The organism is Luteimonas sp. 22616 (assembly GCF_052044325.1).
Taxonomy (GTDB): domain Bacteria; phylum Pseudomonadota; class Gammaproteobacteria; order Xanthomonadales; family Xanthomonadaceae; genus Luteimonas.
In genome coordinates this window covers 2,090,005-2,108,659 of the sequence record NZ_JBQEMW010000001.1, presented here as the reverse complement: position 1 = coordinate 2,108,659, position 18,655 = coordinate 2,090,005, and the positions used below count along the sequence as shown (strand labels likewise).

The following is an 18,655-nucleotide window of genomic DNA, read 5'->3' as shown; positions in this document are numbered from 1 at the left end:
GAGGGCTCGGCTTTCCGCGGTGACCTGACGCGGTCAGTTGGCCTTGGTACAAGCCAGTTCGCGCGCACCGTCCTGCTGCGACAGGTGCGCGGAGTCAGCCTGGATCGTGAAGTACAGAGAGTCGCCGGCATAGACCTGCGGGTCGCTGTCGGCGACGTGTTGCAGAGTGTGGCGTTCGCCGCCGGGCAACGACACGCGGGCCGAGCGGTTATCGAGCACGACCACGCCGGTATCGGCCTGGCAGGCATAGCGGGCGGTGACGTTGTCGTCTTCGCCCGCTGCCGCTGGTGCTGCTTCGGCCTTGGCAGGGGCAGCGGCAGTGTCGGTGCCGGTGCCGGTATCGGTAGTCACCGTGCTGCGGTCGCCGCAGCCGGTGAGGCAGGCCAGCAGCAGGACTGGCGTGATGGCGGACAGCTTGCCCATGGCGTTGTTCTCCAGGGTGGGACGTGGATTATCGACGCCACGCGATCAAGCGCCGGTGATTGCCCCGCGCCCGGCGCTCACTTCGCGTACTGGCCACCGCAGTTGCTGTCCTCGCCGCCACCCAGCTCGATGGTCGCCAGCAGCGCCGCGGGCGGCGCGATGCTGCCCAGCGCCACTGCGAGTGCGCCGCGCAGGCCCAGGCGTTTGAAGTCGGGACGGAACGACGGATCCTTGAACGTGCCGCCGACGACGAGTGGCGAGCGCAGGGTCAGGATGCTGCGGTCCTTGGGGCGTGGCTTGAGCAGCAGGTCGAGCGTCTCGTCGCGCAGGTTCACCGTGCCTTCGCCGACGATGATCGTGTCGGTGGTGTCGAAGGCCAGCGCGCGCGAGGTCATCAGCCCGCCCTTGACGCCGAAGTCGCCGAACGCGCAACGGATCGGCACCTTGTGGTCCTTGCCGATCAGGAATTTCAGCGACTCGTAGATGTCGATGCCAGCCAGTTCCATCAGCAGGTTGCTGATCTGGCCACGGCCCATTCCCAGCGCGATGTCGCCATTGGCGCTGCCGAGCATCCTGGCGATCGAGTTGCCGGTGCCGGTGATCGCGACGTGGCCGCCGATCCTGCCGATCGCGTCGTCGGTCAGCTTCGCGTCCGGGAACAGTTCGCCCAGGTTGAGCCCCCTTGCGGTGATGTCCGCGCGTGTGCGGATGGTCTTCTCGCGCGCATCCATGCGGATGTTGGAGCGGATGTCGCCGCCGGCGACGCCGAAGTTGAGCGGATCCAGCCGCAGCAGGCCGGCGTCGAGCGTCAGGTGCGCGTCCATGTCGTCGAGCGGCAGCGACGGCGCGTTGATGCGCTGCGCCTTCAGGCGCACGTCGGCGTCCATCGCGCGCAGCTTTTCGAGCGCGTAGGGCGTGTCGGGGAGCAGCCTGGGGCTGGCTTTGCGCTGCGCGGCCAGCGCGGCCAGCTCGGGATTGGTCGATTCGGCGCCGCCTGCCTGCGGCGCGTCGCCGATGAAGCCGGCGAGGTCGTCGAAGTCCAGCCGCTTCGATACGAGGTTCGCCCGCAGGAACGGTCGCTTGCCGCCGGTCTTGACGCTGGCCGAGCCGGACAGGTCGCTGTCGCCGACCTTGCCGGTGAAGCCGTCGTAGTGCCAGGTGTCGTCGTCGCGGGTGAAGCGCCCGTCCAGGGCGTAGGGCGGCGTGGGCGGCAGCGCCAGGCCGAGCAGCGGATACAGGTCTTCGAGGTTCTTTCCCGACAGCGCCATGCGCAGGTCGAAGTCGCGCAGCCGGAATGGATTGACCAGTGTGCCGCGCGCATGCGCGCGGGTCGCGCCGGCCGCCGCGCGCAGGTCGATGCGGTAGGGCTTGTCGGTGGCCTGCAGTTCCAGCGGCGATTCGGCGACGCCTTCGAGAGTGAAGCGGTTGCCCGCCCAGTGGCCGCCGCCGTCCAGCGCGACCGGTGGCGCGTTGCCCGGCTTCTTCGGTTTGCGACTGGCGACCTTGATGTCGATGTCGGTCTTCTTCGCCGCATCGGTGAACTGCAGGTGGCCGTTTTCGATCCAGATCCGCTGCAACCGGGGTGGTTTGCCACCGTCGGACGCCATGCCGAAGTCCCAGTTGCCGCCACCTTCCGGCCCGGTTTCCAGGCGCACGTCCGGGCTGGCGAGGCGGATCAGGGGGATGCGCAGTTCGCGCTGGAACAGCAGTGCAAATGGTTCGATGCGCAGTTCGAGCTGGTCGGTGCTCGCCATCGTCGGCTGCTTCGACCACGGCGCGTTACCCAGGCGCAGCTCGCCGGCGCGGATCGTGGTGACGCGGCCAAGGTCGACGTCCAGATCGCCGCCGATTTCGAAGCTGCGCCCGGTGCGCGCTTCCACCGCGCGTTCCACCGGGCCCTTGAACCAGTTCCAGTCCCACAGCAGCACAAGCACGACGACCGCCAGTGCGAGCGCTGCGGCCACGGTGCGCCAGGGATGCCCGGTGACGGCATCGCGCATGCGCTTGCCTGCGGTTGGACGGGTGGGGGTGGGCACGCGCACACCTTCCCCGCATGGCCATCAAGCAGTGGTGAATGCGCTCAGTCGCGGTTCATCGCGGCGGCAGCACTTGCGCCATCACGGCGACGTAGTGGCAGACGCTGCCGGCGATGCAGAACAGGTGCCAGATGGCGTGCGAATAGCGGATCGATTCGCGGTGGTAGAACACCGTGCCGAGCGTGTAGAACAGGCCGCCGGCCAGCAGCCAGCCCAGCGTCCACCCGTCGAGCGCCGCCATCACCGGCTTGATCGCCACGATCACCAGCCAGCCCATCGCCACGTAGATCGCGGTGGACAGCAGCTTGAAGCGGCCGGTGAAGAACAGTTTGAACACCACCCCGGCGAGGGCCAGGGTCCAGATCGCCGCGAACAGCGACCAGCCCAGCGTGCCGCGCAGGCCGATCAGGGTGAACGGGGTGTAGGTGCCGGCGATCAGCAGGTAGATCGCGCAGTGGTCGAACACCTTCAGCCGGGTCTTGGCGACCGGGTGCGAGATGGCGTGGTACAGCGTGGAGGCGACGTAGAGCAGCAGCAGGCAGATGCCGAACACGATCGCGGCGGTCAGCTGCCAGCCATCGCCGTGCAGCGCGGCCAGCGCGATCAGCACCGCGCCGCCGGCCAGCGCCGCGGCCGCGCCGACGCCGTGGGTCAGCGCGCTGGCGAATTCCTCGCGCGGGTCGTGGGCGATGGCCTGGGAGGCAGTCATCGATACACCATGCGCCGTGCGCATCGAGCAATCAATCGGTCGTTGGCTGAGCGCTGCATTGCCTTGCCGGGCCGTCGCCGGCGAACAACTCGATGTCGTCGCCGTCGCGCTGCAGCGACACGGTGTCGCCGACGAAGACCTCGCCGCCGCCCTTCGAAGCCGACTGGGCCTTGGGCAACGTCGCCAGGCTGCCATCGGGGAGTTCGATGCGGGCCTGGTCGTTGCCCCAGGTCACGGAGATCGTGCTTGCGTCGCTGCATGCGTAGCGCACCGGCGTGTCGCCTGCGGCGGGATCGGGCGCAGTCGCGGCGGCCGGCGGTGCGGGATCGGGCGTTCGCGTGGCCGGCATCGCTGCGTGGCGCGCGGGATCGACGGGCGGTTCAGCAGGGCCGCAGGCGCTGCAGGCCAGCAGGGCGGCGGCAATTGCGGGAAACAGGAGGCGCGACATGACCGGGCTCCAGGCGGGGGAGCCACGATTCTGCCCGATCCATGAAATCCCCCTAAGCCGCAGGTCGGCGTGGTTGGAAAGCCGTTGGGGGCGCAGCCCCGACCTACGCGCCCGGGCGCGGTCGGAGAGCGGTCGGGCGTTGCGGGCCGATGTTCCGGCGCGTCAGCGCGCCGCCACGATGTGCGCCTGCTCGCGCGTGGCCATGAACTCCACGCCCGGCGCACGCTCCTGCGCCAGCTGCAGGTTGATCCGGGTCGGCGCCAGGTAGACCAGCTCGCCGGCGCCGTCGATGGCCAGGTTCATCGCGTTCTTCTCGCGGAACTCTTCCAGCTTCTTCTCGTCGCTGCACTTGATCCAGCGTGCCGTGGCCACCTGCACCTGCTCGAACCCCGCCTCGACTCCGTACTCGTCCTTGAGCCGGTACGCGGCGACGTCGAACTGCAGCACACCCACCGCGCCGAGGATCAGGTCGTTGCTCATCAGCGGGCGGAAGAACTGGGTGGCGCCTTCCTCGCTGAGCTGCGCCAGCCCCTTCTGCAGCTGCTTCAGCCGGAGCGGGTCGCGCAGGCGTGCGCGGCGGAACAGTTCCGGGGCGAAGTTGGGGATGCCGGTGAACGAGATCGGCTCGCCCTCGGTGAAGGTGTCGCCGATCGAAATCGTGCCGTGGTTGTGGATGCCGATCACGTCGCCCGGGAACGCCTCTACGGCGATCTCGCGGTCGCTGGCCATGAAGGTCAGCGCGTTGGCGAGCTTGACCTCCTTGCCGCTGCGCACGTGCAGGGCCTTCATGCCGGCCACGAAGCGGCCCGAACATACGCGCATGAACGCGACGCGGTCGCGGTGCATCGGGTCCATGTTGGCCTGGATCTTGAAGACGAAGCCGCTGAGCTTCGCTTCGGCCGGATCGACCGCGCGGGTCGTGGTCTCCCGCGGCCGCGGCGACGGTGCGTGGCGGACGAAGAAGTCCAGCAGCAGCTGCACGCCGAAGTTGTTCACCGCCGAACCGAAGAACACCGGCGTCTGCCGGCCGGCGAGGTAGGCCTCGAGGTCGAACGGGTGCGAGGCGCCCTGCACCAGTTCCAGCTCGTCGCGCAGCTCGCGCAGCATGTCGGCGCCGATCCGCGCCTCGAGCTGCGGGTCGTCGATCGAGGCGAAGATGGTGGAATCCTGGCGGGTGAAGTTGCGGCCCGGTTCGTACAGGTGCACCTCGCCGGTGACCAGATGCACGACGCCCTTGAGCCGCTTGCCCATGCCGATCGGCCAGGTCACCGGCGCGCACTGGATGTCGAGCACGCTTTCGACTTCGTCCAGCAGGTCGATCGGGTCGCGGCCCTCGCGGTCGAGCTTGTTGATGAAGGTCATGATCGGCGTGTCGCGCATCCGGCACACCTCCATCAGCTTGATCGTGCGCTCCTCGACGCCCTTGGCGACGTCGATGACCATCAGCGCCGAGTCCACCGCGGTCAGCACGCGGTAGGTGTCCTCGCCGAAGTCGGCGTGGCCGGGGGTGTCGAGCAGGTTGACGATGCGGCCCTCGTAGGGGAACTGCATCACCGAGCTGGTCACCGAGATCCCGCGCTCCTGCTCCAGTGCCATCCAGTCGGACGTGGCGTGGCGCGTGGTCTTGCGCGACTTCACCGAGCCGGCCATCTGGATCGCGCCGCCGAACAGCAGCAGCTTCTCGGTCAGCGTGGTCTTGCCGGCGTCCGGGTGCGAAATGATCGCGAAGGTACGGCGGCGGGCGGCTTCGGCGGCGACGTCAGGCATGGCGAAAGGCGCCTGCATGGCGCGGCAGTAGTGCGGGGAAGGGCGAATTATACGGGCTGGGGGCCTGCGGGAGCGCAGTCGAGCCCCTCTCCCGCGTGCGGGAGAGGGGTTGGGGTGAGGGTGTGTCAGATCGCTGCGAAAAGCCGGACCCTCACCTGGCGCTGCGCGCCTCCTTCTCCTGTACGCGGCGAAAGGGCTAAAGAACCAACGTCAGTTTTCGCCCGTTGTCGGTTCGCTGAAGCGCAGGATCCCGCCAGGCCCGAACATCCGGAACGGAATCGATGCCAGATGCATGCCGCGGTTGGCCTGGACCGCGAAGTGCAGGTGCGGCCCGGCGCTCAGGCCGCTGTTGCCGGAGACGCCGATCGGCTGGCCGCGACGGACCCGCTGGCCCGGCCGGACCAGCGCGCCGTCCGGCGCCAGGTGGGCGTAGACCGCCATGCTGCCGTCGTCGTGGAGGATGCGGATCAGGTTCGCATCGCCGTGGTGGCCATTGGCCGTGATGGCCGACACCTCGACCTGCATGACCACGCCGTCGCGCGCCGCGAACACGGTCGTGCCCGGCGGTGCGGCGAAATCCACGGCATGGCGGTTCTCCGCATCGGCGTGGCTGTAGCGCCCGCCCCAGGCCTGCTCGACTCGCGGTTCGGGCAGCTGCAGCGGGAACAGGTATTCGTAGTCGCGCGGACGGGCGTTGACGCTGCCCGGCACGGTGTCCAGGCGCAGGCCGAGGCCACCGCCGCGCGCCGCGTTGCCGCGATGCACGCGCGCGACCAGCACGCTGGTGTTGGCCGGCACGGTGGCGCGCGCGGGCAGCGCCGGTTCGCCCGCCACGTCGCCGCGGTCGGTGTGCAGCATCACTTCCACCGGGCCCGGAAGCATGTTGTCTGCCCAGGCCAGGTAGGCGCCGTCGTCGGCCTCGACGCGAAGGCGCACGTCGCCGGCGGGCTCCGCGGCGGCCGCGCCGAAGCACGTGGCGAGTCCGAGCAGCATGACCAGCGCCGGCAGCAGGCCACGCAGGCCCCAATCCCGGAGGTGCAGGCGAAAGGGTCGCGCCCGCGCACTCGGGTTTCCCCCAGTGGGGTCGGCCCTAGATGGCCGGCGGGCCGCGTTGGCGTTCCAATACATGAACGAATCATGCACGGATATGCATCCCGGGAGGACAGTGATGGGCGACTTCATTACCGGCAACATCAACCTCGGCGCCAGCCAGCAGATCGCCGCGGGTGGCTGCATCGGACGCGGCGAAGGTCCCACCACCAGCAGGACCGCCGACGGCAAGGTCCAGTTCGAGAACGAGAACTATCGCATCACCGCCGACGACAACAACGAGGTGATGATCCAGAACAAGGCGACCGGCGAGAACTACCGGATCTGGGGCGACCCGCACGTCGAGATCGACGGCAAGCATGCCTTCGATTTCTGGGGGCAGACGACCTTCGTGCTCGATGATGGCACCCGCGTCACCATCGCCACCACGCCGTGGAACGAAGGCCACAACGGCGCCACGGTCGCCTCGCAGGTCACCATCCTCGACGGCGGCGGCCAGTACGGCGCGCACATTGAGGGCGTCGACTCCAATACCCGCGGCGACCTCGGCTTTGTCGACATCGACGTCGCAGGCGGCACCGGCAGGCTCACGAGCAATGCGCGCGAGGGCAACGTCCTGCAGGAGAACGAGAACGGTCGCGGCTTCGTCGCGGTCGACAGCGAGGGCAAGCTGCGCGGCGTCGACCAGGCGTTCATCAACGCGACCGACGAGGTCAAGCTGCAGGGCAGTTCGATGGTCGCGCAGCTGGGCAGCATGTTCCGCGAGTTCAGCGGGTTGCTGTCGGTATCGTTCTCGGGCCAGTTCCTGTCGGTGTCCCTTGACTCCGGCAGCGACGAGCCCGAGCGCATCGCACTGCCGCTGCCGTTCGAGACGGACCTCAAGGTCAACATCACGGTCGGGCGCGCCTGACGTCTCCGCATCGACAGCACCGCATTCGGATCGCCGGCCCTTGGGCCGGCGATTTCGTTTGCGTCGTCACTCGGTGCAGCGCGGATCCAGGTCGAGAGCGCGCGCGATTTCGCCCAGGTCGAACGCCGCCACCGCCTTGTCGTCGTGCACCGCGAACAGCGCGCCGGCGGGGAAGTTGGCCGTCGTCGCGGCATGCAGGGCGATGCCATCGGTGTGCGCGGTGACCTCGCCCATGAAGCTGCCGCGCGGCGCCAGGGTGTCGCGGTCGAACAGCAGGAAGTGGGTCTGCGGGTAGCGCTGGTCGGCCGCGACCCAGTAGCCGGTGTCCGGCGTGCAGCTCCACAGCGCCACGCCTTCGGCCTCGGCCTCGAACGTGCCGGCGGGCAACTCGCGCCCGGTCGGTTCGCCTTCGAAGGTGTACTCGCGCAGGTTGGAAGCACGGCGATCGCCCTCGCCGGACATGAATTCGTCGGCGACCAGCAGCCGCTGCTGCGCCGGGTCGCCGGCGATCGATTCGACGATCCGCAGCGCCCTGGACTCGCTGGTGTCGCCGAAGGCACCTTCGTCGCGCGCGCTGAAACGGGTGTCGTCGTCGTCGAACGCGACGCGGTAGCGGCGTATGCGCCGGTCGAGCTGGTCGAACGGCGGCACCACGTCGTGCTGTTCGCCCTCCATGAAGCTGTCGGTCACGTAGACCTCGTACTCGCCCGGCGCGCTTTCGTGGAGCCATAGCCCATAGGGGCTGCGCAGCTGGTCGCTGCCGAATGTGCCCTGCGGCGTGAAATCGGGCAGCGAAAGCACCTGCACGCGATGGTTGTCGCGTTCGGCGACGAACAGGTGGTTGCCCTGGACCGCGATGCCGTTGGGGCGCAGGAACTCACCCGGCGCCGGACCCTTGCGGCCGACGCTGTGCAGGCGCTCGCCGGTGTCGGCGTCGAACACCACCAGCGAATGGGTCGCCTTGGCGGTGGCGATCAGCCAGGTGCGGCCATCCTCGGTCGGCCAGGTGGCCAGCGAATCGAGTTCGTCGCGCGGATCCTCGGAAGACACGTAGCGCTCCGGCACCACCACGGCGGAGTCGGCGGTCGCGACAGGAGCGGGTGGAAGCGCCCTCGGTGCAGGCGTGGTGCAGGCCGCAAGAAACAGGGTTGCGGCAATGCTGAACAGGGCGGTTTTCGACATCGGCGAAGTATGCGGGAGGCAACGGAAGCGGGTCGACAGGCGGTCATCCCCTTTTTGAGAGTTCCATCGCTTCATGCCGATAAAGCGATTGACAAGGGCGAATCCTGCGGGCAACCTGTGCACTCCATCGAGACCGGCTGAGGGACAGGCCCGACGACGCCGGGGCAACCTGATGGAGCGCTTCCCTTGCGGGTGCGCTCGGTCGCGGTGCCAAATCCTGCGGGGACCTGTGCGTCCACCGGAAGATGGTTGTGGATCCTCCCTCGCGGTGGATGCGCACGCGCCGCCTTGCGGCCACTTCCGGCATGCCCCGCGTATTTCGATGGCCCTTTCCTGCCATCGGAACGCGCCAATGAGCCTCGTCGAAAGCCCTGCCGGGCAAACCCCCGTCCCGCACTTCCAGCCCTGTTTCGCACCGCCGGCCGAAGATCGTGTCGCCGCACCCGCGTTGCGCGGCCACGTCGACCTCGTGCTGCCGATGCGCCACGCCGGCGTGCGCAGCGTGCGCGTCGCCTTCGAGGTCGTCGGCGCGGCCAATGCGCCGGTGGTGCTGGTGGCCGGCGGCATCTCGGCGCACCGCCACGTCGCGGCCGGCGTGCAGTTCCCCGAGGCCGGCTGGGCGAATGACCTGGTCGGTCCCGGGCGCGCGCTGGATCCGGCACGCCGGCGCATCCTCTCGTTCGACTACATCGGCGCCGACGGCACGCTCGATGCGCCGATCGATCCGTCCGACCAGGCCGATGCGATCCGTGGCCTGCTCGATGCGCTCGACATCGATGCGCTGGACGCCGTCGTTGGTTATTCGTACGGGGCGCTGGTGGGATTGCAGCTGGCGGCGCGGCATCCGCTGCGCATCCGCAAGCTGGTTGCGGTCAGCGGCGCACACCGGCCGCATCCGTATGCGGCGGCCTGGCGCGCGCTGCAGCGCAAGGCAGTGGACCTGGGCCAGCTGCAGTGCGCGGACGGGCAGGGGCTGTCGCTGGCGCGACAGTTCGCCATGCTGTCGTACCGCACGCCGGAGGAGTTCGAGCAGCGCTTCGATGCCGCGCCCGAGCTCGTCCACGGCCGCGTGCGCGTTGCCGCCGAGGATTATCTCGATGCGGTTGGTGCCCGCTACGTCGGGCGCACGCCGGCCACCGCCTTCCGGCGCCTGTCCGAATCGATCGACCTGCACCGCGTGGATCCGGCGCAGGTGCGCATTCCCACCGTGGTGGTGGCGGTGGAGGGCGATCGGCTGGTGCCGCTGTCCGACGCCGTGGCACTGGTCGAGGGCCTGGGCACGCTGGGCAAGCTGCGCCTGCTGCGTTCGCCTTACGGCCACGACGCCTTCCTCAAGGAAACCGACCGCATCGACGCCATCCTGGCGGCCGCGCTGCGCGACAACGGAGACATCGCATGAGCTTCCACGACGCTTCCACCGACAGCACCTGCCTCGCTCCCGCCACCCGCGCGGTGCGCGCCGGCATCGACCGCGACGAGGCCTTCGGCGCGGTCACGCCGCCGCTGGTGCTGTCGAGCAACTTCAGCTTCGCCGGCTTCAACGACAAGCGCCGGTACGACTACACGCGCAGCGGCAATCCCACCCGCGACCTGCTGGGCGAGGCGCTGGCCGAACTCGAAGGCGGCGCCGGCGGCACCATCACCGCCACGGGGATGGCCGCGATCACCCTGGTGCTGCATGCGCTGCTGCAGCCGGGCGACCGCCTGGTCGTGCCGCACGACGGCTACGGCGGCAGCTGGCGATTGTTCAAGGCGCTGGCGGCCAAGGGAGCGTTCGAACTGGTGCTCGCCGACCTGACCGATCCGCGCGCGCTGGCCGCGGCACTCGAGCCTGCACCGAAAGTGGTGTGGATCGAGACGCCGTCCAACCCGCTGCTGCGCGTGACCGACCTGCGCTTCGTCATCGATGCCGCGCACCGCGCCGGCGCGCTGGCGGTGGTCGACAACACGTTCCTGTCGCCGGCATTGCAGGCGCCGATCACCGACTTCGGCGCCGACGCGGTGGTGCATTCGACCACCAAGTACATCAACGGCCACAGCGACGTGGTCGGCGGCGCAGTGGTCGCGCGCACGCCGGAACTGCACGAACGCTTCACGTGGTGGGCGAACTGTCTCGGCATCACCGGATCGCCGTTCGACAGTTTCCTCACCCTGCGCGGCCTGCGCACCCTGGACGCACGCCTGCGCGTGCACCAGGAAAACGCCGCCGCGATCGCCGCGCAGCTCGACGCGCACCCGGCGGTGGCGACGGTTTACTACCCAGGCCTGGCCACGCATCCGGGCCACGCGCTGGCATCGCGCCAGCAGAAGGGATTCGGCGCGATGCTCGGCGTCGAACTCGGTGGCGACGACGATGAGGTGCAGGAACTCGCGGTGCGCGCCTTCCTCGACGGCCTGCAGTGCTTCACCCTGGCCGAATCGCTGGGCGGAGTGGAAAGCCTGGTTGCGCACCCGGCGACGATGACGCACGCGGCGATGTCGCCCGAGGCGCGCGCCGAAGCCGGGATTTCCGACGGCCTGCTGCGGCTGTCGGTCGGCATCGAGGCGCTGGACGACCTGCAGGCGGATCTCGCCGCCGCGCTGGCGCGCGCACAGGCGGCGATCGACGGTGCCACGCGCAAGCGGGCCGTGCAGGTGGACGCGTGAACAACGTCGTCAATCTGCCGCTGTCGGCCGTCGCCGCCCGTCCGGTGCGATCGCCGCGCATCGCGCTGCTGGGCACCGGCAACGTCGGCGGCGCCTTCGTCGCGCGCTGCGACGCGCTGCGTGCGGCCGGCGTGGCGCTGCCGGCGTTCGCGTGGCTGTCGAATTCCCGCGCGCTCGAAGCCTGCGCCGATGGCACGCCCGGAGGCGCGCTCGAACGCCTGCGCGCCGCACCGGAACGCCAGGGCCCGTGGTCGCCGTGGGTGGAGGCCGAAGCGCTGCGCCGCGGCGACATCCTCGTCGATGCCAGCACCAGCGACCTGGTCGCCGGCTGGCACGGCGAATGGCTGGCGCGCGGCATCCACGTGGTCACCGCCAACAAGCTCGGCGCCGGTACCGATGGCGACCGCGCCCGGGCCGTCGTGCGCGCGCAGCGCGACGGCGATGCCCGCTACGGCGACGCCGCCACCGTCGGCGCCGGGCTGCCGCTGCTGCGTTCGATCCGCGAACTGCGCGCCGGCGGCGACCGCATCCATGCGATCGCCGGCGTGCTCTCGGGCTCGCTGGCATGGCTGTTCGATCGCTACGACGGGCGCCAGCCGTTCTCCGGTTTCGTGCGCGAGGCGCGCGACGCCGGCTACACCGAGCCCGATCCGCGCGAAGACCTGTCCGGCGAGGACGTGCGCCGCAAGCTGCTGATCCTGGCGCGCGCGGCCGGTGTCGCGATCGAAGCGCATGACGTGGCGGTGGAATCGCTGCTCACGCCGGCGCTGGCCGCGGCCGCGCGCGACGATGTCGACGACGCCCTGTTCGGCCTCGATGCGCCGCTGCGCACGCGCCATGCGCGGGCCAGCAAGGCGGGTGCGAAGCTGCGTTTCATCGCCCGCCTGCAATGCGGCGACGACGCCCGCATCCACGCCTCCGTGGGCCTGGAGGCGCTGGATGCGGGCGATCCGCTGGCTGCCGGCGCGGGCACCGACAACCGGGTCGCGATCTGGTCCGACCGCTACCGCGGCCAGCCGCTGGTGGTGCAGGGGCCGGGTGCCGGCGCCGGCATCACCGCCGCCGCCCTGCTGGACGACGTGTTGCGCATCGCGGGCGGGCCGTTGCGGGACGCATGAGAGCCAGCAGCCATCCGCGCCGCTTTATTCCAGCGCTTCAAGCAATGCCGCGTTGAAGCGCGCAGGCGCCTCGACCTGCGGCGAGTGTCCGAGATCCTTGAACTCCACCAGCCGCGAGTTGCGGATCAGCCGCGCCGCGCGCTTGCCGAGTTCGGGATAGTCGCCGAGTTGTTCGGCGAGCTCCGGCGGGGCGAGGTCGCGGCCGATCGCCGTGCGGTCGCGCTGGCCGATCAGCAGCGTGGTCGGCACGCGGATGCGCGGGAATTCGTAGACCACGGGCTGGTTGAAGATCATGTCCGATGCCAGCGCCTGGTCCCAGGCCACCGCCGCCTTGCCGGGACCGGCGTACATGCCGGCGAGCATCGTGACCCAGCGGTCGTATTCCGGTTTCCACTTACCGCCGTAATAGACCTTCTGCTGGTAGGCCTTGATGCCGTCGAAGCTGGTCTTGAGCTCGCCCGCGTACCAGGCGTCGACGTTGCGCCACGGCACGCCTTCGGCGCGCCAGTCCTCGAGCCCGATCGGGTTGACCAGTACCAGTTGCCCGGTGCCGTCCGGATACTGCAGCGCGTAGCGCGCGGCGAGCATGCCGCCCATCGAATGACCCACCACCACCGCGCGCGTGATCCCCAGCGACTGCAGCAGCGCGTGGGTGTTGTCCGCCAGCTGGCCGAGACTGAACTGGTAGCGGCGCGGCTTGCTCGACTTGCAGAAGCCGACCTGGTCGGGTGCGATGACGCGAAAACCGGCGCCGGTGAGCGCGGCGATCGCCGATTCCCAGGTCGCGGCGCAGAAGTTCTTGCCGTGCAGAAGCACCGCCGTGCGCCCGTTGGGCTCGGCGGTGGGCGCGACGTCCATGTAAGCCATCGACAGCTTCTGCTGCTGCGACTCGAATTCGAAGCGCTTCACCGGGTGCGGGTAGTCGAAGCCTTCGAGCTGCGGACCGTAGAAGGGCGGTTCCGCGGCAATGGCGGGCGCAGCGGCCAGGGCCATGGCGATGGCCGATGCGAGAAGGGGCGTGTAGCGCATGATGGATTCCGGGAGCGGACCGCGTCGAGGATAGGGACGACGGCGCCGTGGGGCCGTGAAAGGCGGAATCGACCGACCTCTCAGCACTCGATGACGTTCACCGCCAGGCCGCCGCGCGAGGTTTCCTTGTACTTGTCCTGCATGTCGCGGCCGGTGTCGCGCATGGTCTTGATGACCTTGTCCAGGCTGACCTTGTGCTTGCCGTCTCCGCGCAGCGCCATGCGCGAGGCGTTGATCGCCTTCACCGCGCCCATCGCGTTGCGCTCGATGCACGGGATCTGCACCAGGCCGCCGATCGGGTCGCAGGTGAGTCCCAGGTTGTGTTCCATGCCGATCTCGGCGGCGTTCTCGATCTGGCTGGGATTGCCGCCCAGCGCCGCGGTGAGTCCTGCAGCCGCCATCGAACACGCGACGCCCACCTCGCCCTGGCAGCCGACTTCGGCGCCGGAAATGCTGGCGTTTTCCTTGTAGAGGATGCCCACGGCCGAGGCGGTGAGCAGGAAGTCGAACACGCCCTGTTCGTTCGAACCCGGGATGAAGCGATCGTAGTAGCGCAGCACCGCGGGCAGGATGCCGGCCGCGCCGTTGGTGGGTGCGGTGACGACGCGTCCGCCGGCGGCGTTCTCCTCGTTGACGGCGAGTGCGTAGAGGTTGACCCAGTCGAGCGTGGTCAGCGGGTCGCGCATCGCCGCCTCGGGCTTGGCCGACAGTTCCGCGTACAGCGCCGGCGCGCGGCGCGACACGTGCAGACCGCCGGGCAGGGTGCCGCCCTGGGCGATGCCGCGGTTGATGCACGACTGCATCGCTTCCCAGATCTCGCGCAGGCCGGCCCGGACTTCGTCCTCGCTGCGCCAGGATTTTTCGTTGGCCATCATCAGCTGCGCGATGCTCAGGCCGTGCTCGCGTGCCTGGGCCAGCAGTTCGTCGCCGCTGTGGAACGGGTAGGGCACCGGCGTGGTGTCGGCGACGATGCGGTCTTCCGCCGCTTCGTCCTGGTTGACCACGAAGCCGCCGCCGACCGAGTAGTAGTCGCGCGTTGCCACGACCTCGTCGTTGGCGTCGAACGCGGTGAAGCGCATGCCGTTGGTGTGGTACGGCAGCTTCTGGCGCTTGTTCATCACCAGGTCGCGCTTCTCGTCGAAGGCGATGGCGTGCGTGCCGCCGAGCAGCACCCGCTTCTCGCCGCGGATGCGTTCGAGCGCGGTGGGGATGACGTCGGGGTCGATCCGGTTCGGCCAATGGCCTTCCAGGCCCATCAGCACCGCCTTGTCAGTGCCGTGGCCGCGGCCGGTCAGGGCCAGCGAACCGAAGACTTCGGCGCGGATGCGCGCCACGTCCTGCAGCCGCCCGGCGTCCTGCAGCCAGTGCTCGACGAATCGCGCCGCGGCGCGCATCGGCCCGACGGTGTGCGAGGAACTCGGCCCGATGCCGATCTTGTAGAGGTCGAAGGTGCTGACAGCCATGCGGGTATTCTATGCCGCCAACCGTCCGGGCTGCCGCTTCCTGCCATGAACGTTCCCGCCTCGAACGCCGTTCCCGGCCTGCAGCTGATCCAGCGGGACGATTGCCCGCTGTGCGACCAGGCCCTGGCCGTGCTCGCCGCCGCCCACGCGCCGGAGTTCGACAGCGTCTGGATCGACGGCGTCGACGCGCTGGAAGCCGCCTACGGGGTGCGCGTCCCGGTGCTGCGTGATACGGTCAATGGCGCTGAACTGGACTGGCCATTCGATGCCGACCGTGTCCGCGCCTGGTTGTCGCAAGCGCAACAGGGCGCGCCGAAATAGGGGCACGCTCGAATAGGGGCACGCCCTAGTCGCATCGTTAACGCCGTGGTGGCGATACTGGCCGGGTTCGCGGCAACACAGCGCCGCGCCAGGAGCACCCCGATGCGAAGCAGACTGATGCCGAGCCTCCTTTCCCTTCTCTTCTTGGGCACAATTTTCATGAACAGCAGCCAAGCCGCAGATGGCATCCACACTCCGGAAAAGGGCAGCAGCGAACGCCAGCAGCTCCTCGATACGGCGCGCGCGCCGGTGAAGCAGAAGCTCGGGCGCGACGTGCGCTTCGCCGTCGAGCAGATCCGCATCGGCGAGGGCTGGGGGTTCGTGTATGCGCGGATGCAGGACGAAAACGGCACCGTGATCGACTACGCCGGCACCCCGCTCGCGGACGCCGCCAAGCAAGGCTACGTCTCGCCCGACTACGTGGCCCTGCTGCAGCGCGTGGACGGCCATTGGGAACTGCGCGCCGACGCGATCGGCCCGACCGACATGGTGTGGCTGGCGTGGCCGGAGAAGTACGGCGCACCGCACGCGCTGTTCGAGGAATGACGTCGCACCGGCAGGCCCGGTGACGCACCAGGAACGGCCGCGCACGCGGCCGTTCGCATGTTCCGCGATGCGCCTCCTCCCGGGTCATTGCCGTTGCCCGTGTAGGCCCATGTAGGAGCGGCTTCAGCCGCGAGCTTTCCCCGACGCCCGGGCCATTCCTTCGAGAAGTCGCCGATCCGCCAGCCGCGAAAGCGCGCGGATGAAGATGGACTTGCCGCAGGCGGCTTTTGCGTCCTGTCGTTCAGGAGTTTGCGGCTGAAGCCGCTCCCACAGGAAAGCGAACGGGTGATCACCTGCGCGGCCCATCGTGCATGCCGGAACGAACGAACGGCCGCTTGCGCGGCCGTTCGTCCATGGCCCGGGGGGCCGGGCCGACAGGCAACGACGATTGGGGGCGTCGTCGCCTGCCATCCCTGGGGGGATCAGGGAGGCGACAGGTAGTAGGCGTTGCCGTACGGGTTGCCGTAGCTGACCTGCTGCGAGCCGTCGGGGTTGATGTTGTTCGACCCGATCAGCTTGACGTTGCCGTTGTTGTTGCTGGCCACCAGTTCCACGTGGCCGCCGTAGTTGAGGATGCACACGTCGCCGGGCTTGGCCTGCGACGCCGGGACGACCTTCCAGCCCTCCGCCTTGAGCCTGCTGGCGGTGCCGGCCACGGTGTTGTCGTGCCAGTTGATCATGCCGGCCTTCTGCAGCACGGCGGTGACGAAGTTGGCGCAGTTGACGTTGTTGGGCACCCACGATTCCATCGGCAGCTCGCCGCTGCGCTTCAGGTCCGAGGCATTGCGGCCGAGGAATTTCTGGGCGATGTCGACCACGTCGCCGTTGCCGTCGCCCGAAGGACCTGACGGTCCGGAGGGGCCCGACGGGCCGGAAGGTCCGCTCGGGTCGGCCGGGCCGGTGGAGCTGCCGCCCGGGATGCTCAGCTGCTGGCCCGGGTAGATCAGGTTCGGGTTGCTGACCTGCGGGTTGGCATTGATCAGCGACGACAGCGTGACGCCGTTGCGCGCGGCGATGCCGGACATGTTGTCGCCACTTTGCACGGTGTAGGTGCCGCCACCGTCGCCGGAGACCTTGATGGCCTGGCCCGGGTAGATCAGGTTCGGATTGCTGATCTGCGGGTTGGCCGAGAGCAGGGCATCGAGCGACATGCTGTGGCTCGCGGCGATCTGCGACAGCGTGTCGCCGCTTTGCACGGTGTAGCTGCTGCTGGTGTTGCCACCGCCCTTGTCACCGCCACCCTTGCCTGGATCGGTCGGGCCGGACTTGTCCGGGATCGCCGAACCGCCTTCATCGATGTTGCCGTCCACGCGCCCGCGCACCGCGTTCGCGGCTTCGCCTGCGGTGATGCGGCCATCGTTGTTGCGGTCCAGCCCGCTGTTCCACTTGTAGGCGCTGCTGCCGCTGGACCACAGCGTGGAGTTGGGATCGGACTTGGGCGAGCCGTACAGCACCGAGGTGTACACGCCCTCGAGCGTGGACAGCTTGCCGTTGTGCGCGCCGGCGCGCTGCATGAAGTACTTCTCGACGTACTGCAGCTGGTCGACCGAGCTCATCTTCGACAGCGCGGAAGTGCTCGTGCCCAGCTCGGAGGCCGTGTTCGGCATGAACTGGATCAGGCCGGTCGCGCCGCTGCCTGCGTTGTTCTTCTGCCCCGGCGAGAAGCTGCCGCCGGTCTCGAAGCTCATCACCGCCAGCAGGTACTCGGGCTTGGTGCCCAGGCGCCCGGCCATGTCCTCGACGCCCTTGATGAAGGCCGGGGTCACGTTGGGATTGCCCTGCACGCCGGAGATGCGGTTGTAGTCGAACTTGCCGCCACTGGTGGAAGGCGTATCGGTGGCCGGCGCGCTGCTGTCGGTGCCGCTGGTCGAACCGGCCCCCGTGTTGCCGCCGCCCGGGATGTCGATCCGGTCGCCGGGATAGATCAGGTTGGCGTTGTGGATCTGCGGATTGGCCGCCAGCAGTGCCGACACCGAAACGCCGTTTTGCTTGGCGATGGCCGACAGCGTGTCGCCGTGCTGGACGGTGTGGCTGGCCTGCGTGCTGGGCAGGGCGGCGTTTGACTGGGAAGAGACGGGCGAAATGCTCATCGATGCTCCTTGCGCTCGCGGAATGTGAGGCTTGAGCTCCCCCCGTGCTCGAGCTGGACCGATTGCAACACCGCGCCATCGCGCCGGCCATCCGGGGCGTGCCCTACCTAGGGTCGCTCCCGGGTTGAGCATTGATGTGGGCCAGATGGACACCGCCTGCCGTCACGAATCGCGACCGGAAACGCCATCACGGTGGATGGCCCGGCTGCGGCGAAGCGTGTTTTCGATCGGCTCTTGCCCTTTCGCTGTCGCAGCCTGCGCGGCCTGGCTTCGCCGCCTTGCCGCCGCGACCCTGGCGCCGCTATTGCACCGGCTTGAACACCACCTTCGTGCTCACCGCGACTTCGTTGGGAATGGTCGCCGTATCCGACCAGTCGCCACCGCCGACGCCGAAGTCCAGCCGCTTCACCGTCGCCTTGCCCGCCAGCACTGGAGCGGCGCCCGGGGTCCAGGTGAAGGTCAGCGTGACCGGCTTGCTCACGCCGCGCAGTTCCAGCGTGCCGTCGGCGGCGTACTTGTCGCCGCCGAGGCTGCGGAATCCGGCCGCGCGGTAACGCGCCTGCGCGAATTTCGCGACGTTGAAGAAGTCGGCGCCGCGCAGGGTGGTGTCGCGGTCGTTGTTGCCGGTGTTCGCGCCGGCCAGCGGAATGGTGACGTCGAGCTTGCCGGCGGGCAGGTCGGCCGGGTCGAAGCTCAGCTTCGTCGAGAAGCCGGGGAACGTGCCGGTGAACACCTCGCCGTCGTACTTGGTGGCGAACACGAGGGTCGAACCGGCGTCCTGCACGTAGTCGGCGGCGGACGCGGGCGCGGCGGCCATCAGCGCGACGAGGGTGGCGGCGACGGCGGCGGGCGTGGTGAGCTTGTGCGACATGGGGGACTCCTGGGGCAGGCACCGTGGGAGCGGCATGGCCGCTCCC

Annotated in this window: 17 protein-coding genes and 1 riboswitch; of the genes, 6 read left to right on the top strand and 11 right to left on the bottom strand. The window is 69.2% G+C overall.

All coding sequences use genetic code 11. From position 1 onward, the window contains the following. Nucleotides 1-33 precede the first annotated feature (33 nt). The 6 genes from ACTJIL_RS09760 to ACTJIL_RS09735 all read right to left on the bottom strand — a co-directional run bounded on the left by ACTJIL_RS09760 (nt 34) and on the right by ACTJIL_RS09735 (nt 6,376). Nucleotides 34-423: a hypothetical protein gene (locus ACTJIL_RS09760; RefSeq protein ID WP_440755321.1), complete on the bottom strand. Its 390-nt coding sequence runs from the start codon at nt 421-423 to the stop codon at nt 34-36. Nucleotides 424-500: 77 nt separating this feature from the next. Next, nucleotides 501-2,423 carry an AsmA family protein gene (locus tag ACTJIL_RS09755; protein WP_440755898.1) on the bottom strand — a complete coding sequence of 641 codons (1,923 nt, stop codon included), beginning with the start codon at nt 2,421-2,423 and terminating at the stop codon, nt 501-503. Nucleotides 2,424-2,514: 91 nt separating this feature from the next. Next, nucleotides 2,515-3,168, bottom strand: a complete 654-nt coding sequence (gene trhA / locus ACTJIL_RS09750; RefSeq protein ID WP_440755320.1) for a PAQR family membrane homeostasis protein TrhA — start codon at nt 3,166-3,168, stop codon at nt 2,515-2,517. 31 nt (nt 3,169-3,199) lie between these two features. Continuing rightward, nucleotides 3,200-3,616: a hypothetical protein gene (locus tag ACTJIL_RS09745; RefSeq protein WP_440755319.1), complete on the bottom strand. Its 417-nt coding sequence runs from the start codon at nt 3,614-3,616 to the stop codon at nt 3,200-3,202. A 162-nt stretch (nt 3,617-3,778) separates the two neighbouring features. Beyond that, nucleotides 3,779-5,383: a peptide chain release factor 3 gene (locus ACTJIL_RS09740; RefSeq protein ID WP_440755318.1), complete on the bottom strand. Its 1,605-nt coding sequence runs from the start codon at nt 5,381-5,383 to the stop codon at nt 3,779-3,781. Nucleotides 5,384-5,593: 210 nt separating this feature from the next. Then, complete coding sequence (locus ACTJIL_RS09735; RefSeq protein WP_440755317.1) at nt 5,594-6,376, bottom strand: M23 family metallopeptidase; 783 nt, start codon at nt 6,374-6,376, stop codon at nt 5,594-5,596. Nucleotides 6,377-6,551: 175 nt separating this feature from the next. Here ACTJIL_RS09735 and ACTJIL_RS09730 point away from each other — a divergent pair, with 175 nt between their 5' ends. Beyond that, a complete protein-coding gene (locus ACTJIL_RS09730; protein ID WP_440755316.1) occupies nt 6,552-7,343 on the top strand; it encodes a DUF1521 domain-containing protein in 792 nt (263 codons plus the stop codon). Between the two features lie 66 nt (nt 7,344-7,409). On the opposite strand, the gene ACTJIL_RS09725 is transcribed toward ACTJIL_RS09730, so the two are convergent. Next, entirely contained in the window at nt 7,410-8,525 is a 1,116-nt protein-coding gene (locus ACTJIL_RS09725) for a phytase (RefSeq protein WP_440755315.1), read from the bottom strand. A 121-nt stretch (nt 8,526-8,646) separates the two neighbouring features. Beyond that, nucleotides 8,647-8,777, top strand: a riboswitch (SAM riboswitch). 100 nt (nt 8,778-8,877) lie between these two features. On the opposite strand from ACTJIL_RS09725, the gene metX reads away from it, so the two are divergent. The 3 genes from metX to ACTJIL_RS09710 are packed head-to-tail and all read left to right on the top strand — an operon-like array spanning nt 8,878 to nt 12,289. Next, entirely contained in the window at nt 8,878-9,924 is a 1,047-nt protein-coding gene (metX, locus tag ACTJIL_RS09720; protein ID WP_440755314.1) for a homoserine O-succinyltransferase MetX, read from the top strand. Next, nucleotides 9,921-11,171: a cystathionine gamma-synthase gene (gene metB, locus ACTJIL_RS09715; RefSeq protein ID WP_440755313.1), complete on the top strand. Its 1,251-nt coding sequence runs from the start codon at nt 9,921-9,923 to the stop codon at nt 11,169-11,171. The genes metX and metB overlap by 4 nt, the downstream gene beginning before the upstream one ends. Next, nucleotides 11,168-12,289, top strand: coding sequence for a homoserine dehydrogenase (locus ACTJIL_RS09710; RefSeq protein WP_440755312.1), 1,122 nt, complete (start codon nt 11,168-11,170; stop codon nt 12,287-12,289). Before metB ends, ACTJIL_RS09710 begins: the two co-directional genes overlap by 4 nt. Nucleotides 12,290-12,313: 24 nt before the next feature. Here ACTJIL_RS09710 and ACTJIL_RS09705 read toward each other — a convergent pair whose 3' ends face one another. Together ACTJIL_RS09705 and ACTJIL_RS09700 are read right to left on the bottom strand one after the other, a co-directional pair. After that, nucleotides 12,314-13,318, bottom strand: a complete 1,005-nt coding sequence (locus ACTJIL_RS09705; RefSeq protein WP_440755311.1) for an alpha/beta fold hydrolase — start codon at nt 13,316-13,318, stop codon at nt 12,314-12,316. 80 nt (nt 13,319-13,398) lie between these two features. After that, nucleotides 13,399-14,781, bottom strand: coding sequence for an L-serine ammonia-lyase (locus ACTJIL_RS09700; protein ID WP_440755310.1), 1,383 nt, complete (start codon nt 14,779-14,781; stop codon nt 13,399-13,401). Between the two features lie 45 nt (nt 14,782-14,826). On the opposite strand from ACTJIL_RS09700, the gene ACTJIL_RS09695 reads away from it, so the two are divergent. Continuing rightward, nucleotides 14,827-15,102 (top strand): glutaredoxin family protein, encoded by a 276-nt coding sequence (locus ACTJIL_RS09695; protein ID WP_440755309.1) that lies wholly within the window; start codon nt 14,827-14,829, stop codon nt 15,100-15,102. A 159-nt stretch (nt 15,103-15,261) separates the two neighbouring features. After that, entirely contained in the window at nt 15,262-15,648 is a 387-nt protein-coding gene (locus ACTJIL_RS09690; protein ID WP_440755308.1) for a hypothetical protein, read from the top strand. A 422-nt stretch (nt 15,649-16,070) separates the two neighbouring features. On the opposite strand, the gene ACTJIL_RS09685 is transcribed toward ACTJIL_RS09690, so the two are convergent. Beyond that, nucleotides 16,071-17,738 (bottom strand): LysM peptidoglycan-binding domain-containing protein, encoded by a 1,668-nt coding sequence (locus ACTJIL_RS09685; RefSeq protein WP_440755307.1) that lies wholly within the window; start codon nt 17,736-17,738, stop codon nt 16,071-16,073. Nucleotides 17,739-18,039: 301 nt separating this feature from the next. Beyond that, nucleotides 18,040-18,609, bottom strand: a complete 570-nt coding sequence (locus tag ACTJIL_RS09680; protein WP_440755306.1) for a YceI family protein — start codon at nt 18,607-18,609, stop codon at nt 18,040-18,042. Between the last annotated feature and the right edge of the window lie 46 nt (nt 18,610-18,655).

Bases quoted from the DNA above. Each gene is read 5' to 3' on its own strand.
- ACTJIL_RS09760 (WP_440755321.1), bottom strand. From the start codon at position 423: ATGGGCAAGCTGTCCGCCATCACGCCAGTCCTGCTGCTGGCCTGCCTC.
- ACTJIL_RS09755 (WP_440755898.1), bottom strand. From the start codon at position 2,423: ATGCGCGATGCCGTCACCGGGCATCCCTGGCGCACCGTGGCCGCAGCG.
- ACTJIL_RS09730 (WP_440755316.1), top strand. From the start codon at position 6,552: ATGGGCGACTTCATTACCGGCAACATCAACCTCGGCGCCAGCCAGCAG.
- ACTJIL_RS09690 (WP_440755308.1), top strand. From the start codon at position 15,262: ATGAACAGCAGCCAAGCCGCAGATGGCATCCACACTCCGGAAAAGGGC.
- metB (WP_440755313.1), top strand. From the start codon at position 9,921: ATGAGCTTCCACGACGCTTCCACCGACAGCACCTGCCTCGCTCCCGCC.
- ACTJIL_RS09680 (WP_440755306.1), bottom strand. From the start codon at position 18,609: ATGTCGCACAAGCTCACCACGCCCGCCGCCGTCGCCGCCACCCTCGTC.
- ACTJIL_RS09740 (WP_440755318.1), bottom strand. From the start codon at position 5,383: ATGCCTGACGTCGCCGCCGAAGCCGCCCGCCGCCGTACCTTCGCGATC.
- trhA (WP_440755320.1), bottom strand. From the start codon at position 3,168: ATGACTGCCTCCCAGGCCATCGCCCACGACCCGCGCGAGGAATTCGCC.
- ACTJIL_RS09685 (WP_440755307.1), bottom strand. From the start codon at position 17,738: ATGAGCATTTCGCCCGTCTCTTCCCAGTCAAACGCCGCCCTGCCCAGC.
- ACTJIL_RS09725 (WP_440755315.1), bottom strand. From the start codon at position 8,525: ATGTCGAAAACCGCCCTGTTCAGCATTGCCGCAACCCTGTTTCTTGCG.
- metX (WP_440755314.1), top strand. From the start codon at position 8,878: ATGAGCCTCGTCGAAAGCCCTGCCGGGCAAACCCCCGTCCCGCACTTC.
- ACTJIL_RS09735 (WP_440755317.1), bottom strand. From the start codon at position 6,376: ATGCTGCTCGGACTCGCCACGTGCTTCGGCGCGGCCGCCGCGGAGCCC.
- ACTJIL_RS09695 (WP_440755309.1), top strand. From the start codon at position 14,827: ATGAACGTTCCCGCCTCGAACGCCGTTCCCGGCCTGCAGCTGATCCAG.
- ACTJIL_RS09700 (WP_440755310.1), bottom strand. From the start codon at position 14,781: ATGGCTGTCAGCACCTTCGACCTCTACAAGATCGGCATCGGGCCGAGT.
- ACTJIL_RS09745 (WP_440755319.1), bottom strand. From the start codon at position 3,616: ATGTCGCGCCTCCTGTTTCCCGCAATTGCCGCCGCCCTGCTGGCCTGC.
- ACTJIL_RS09705 (WP_440755311.1), bottom strand. From the start codon at position 13,318: ATGCGCTACACGCCCCTTCTCGCATCGGCCATCGCCATGGCCCTGGCC.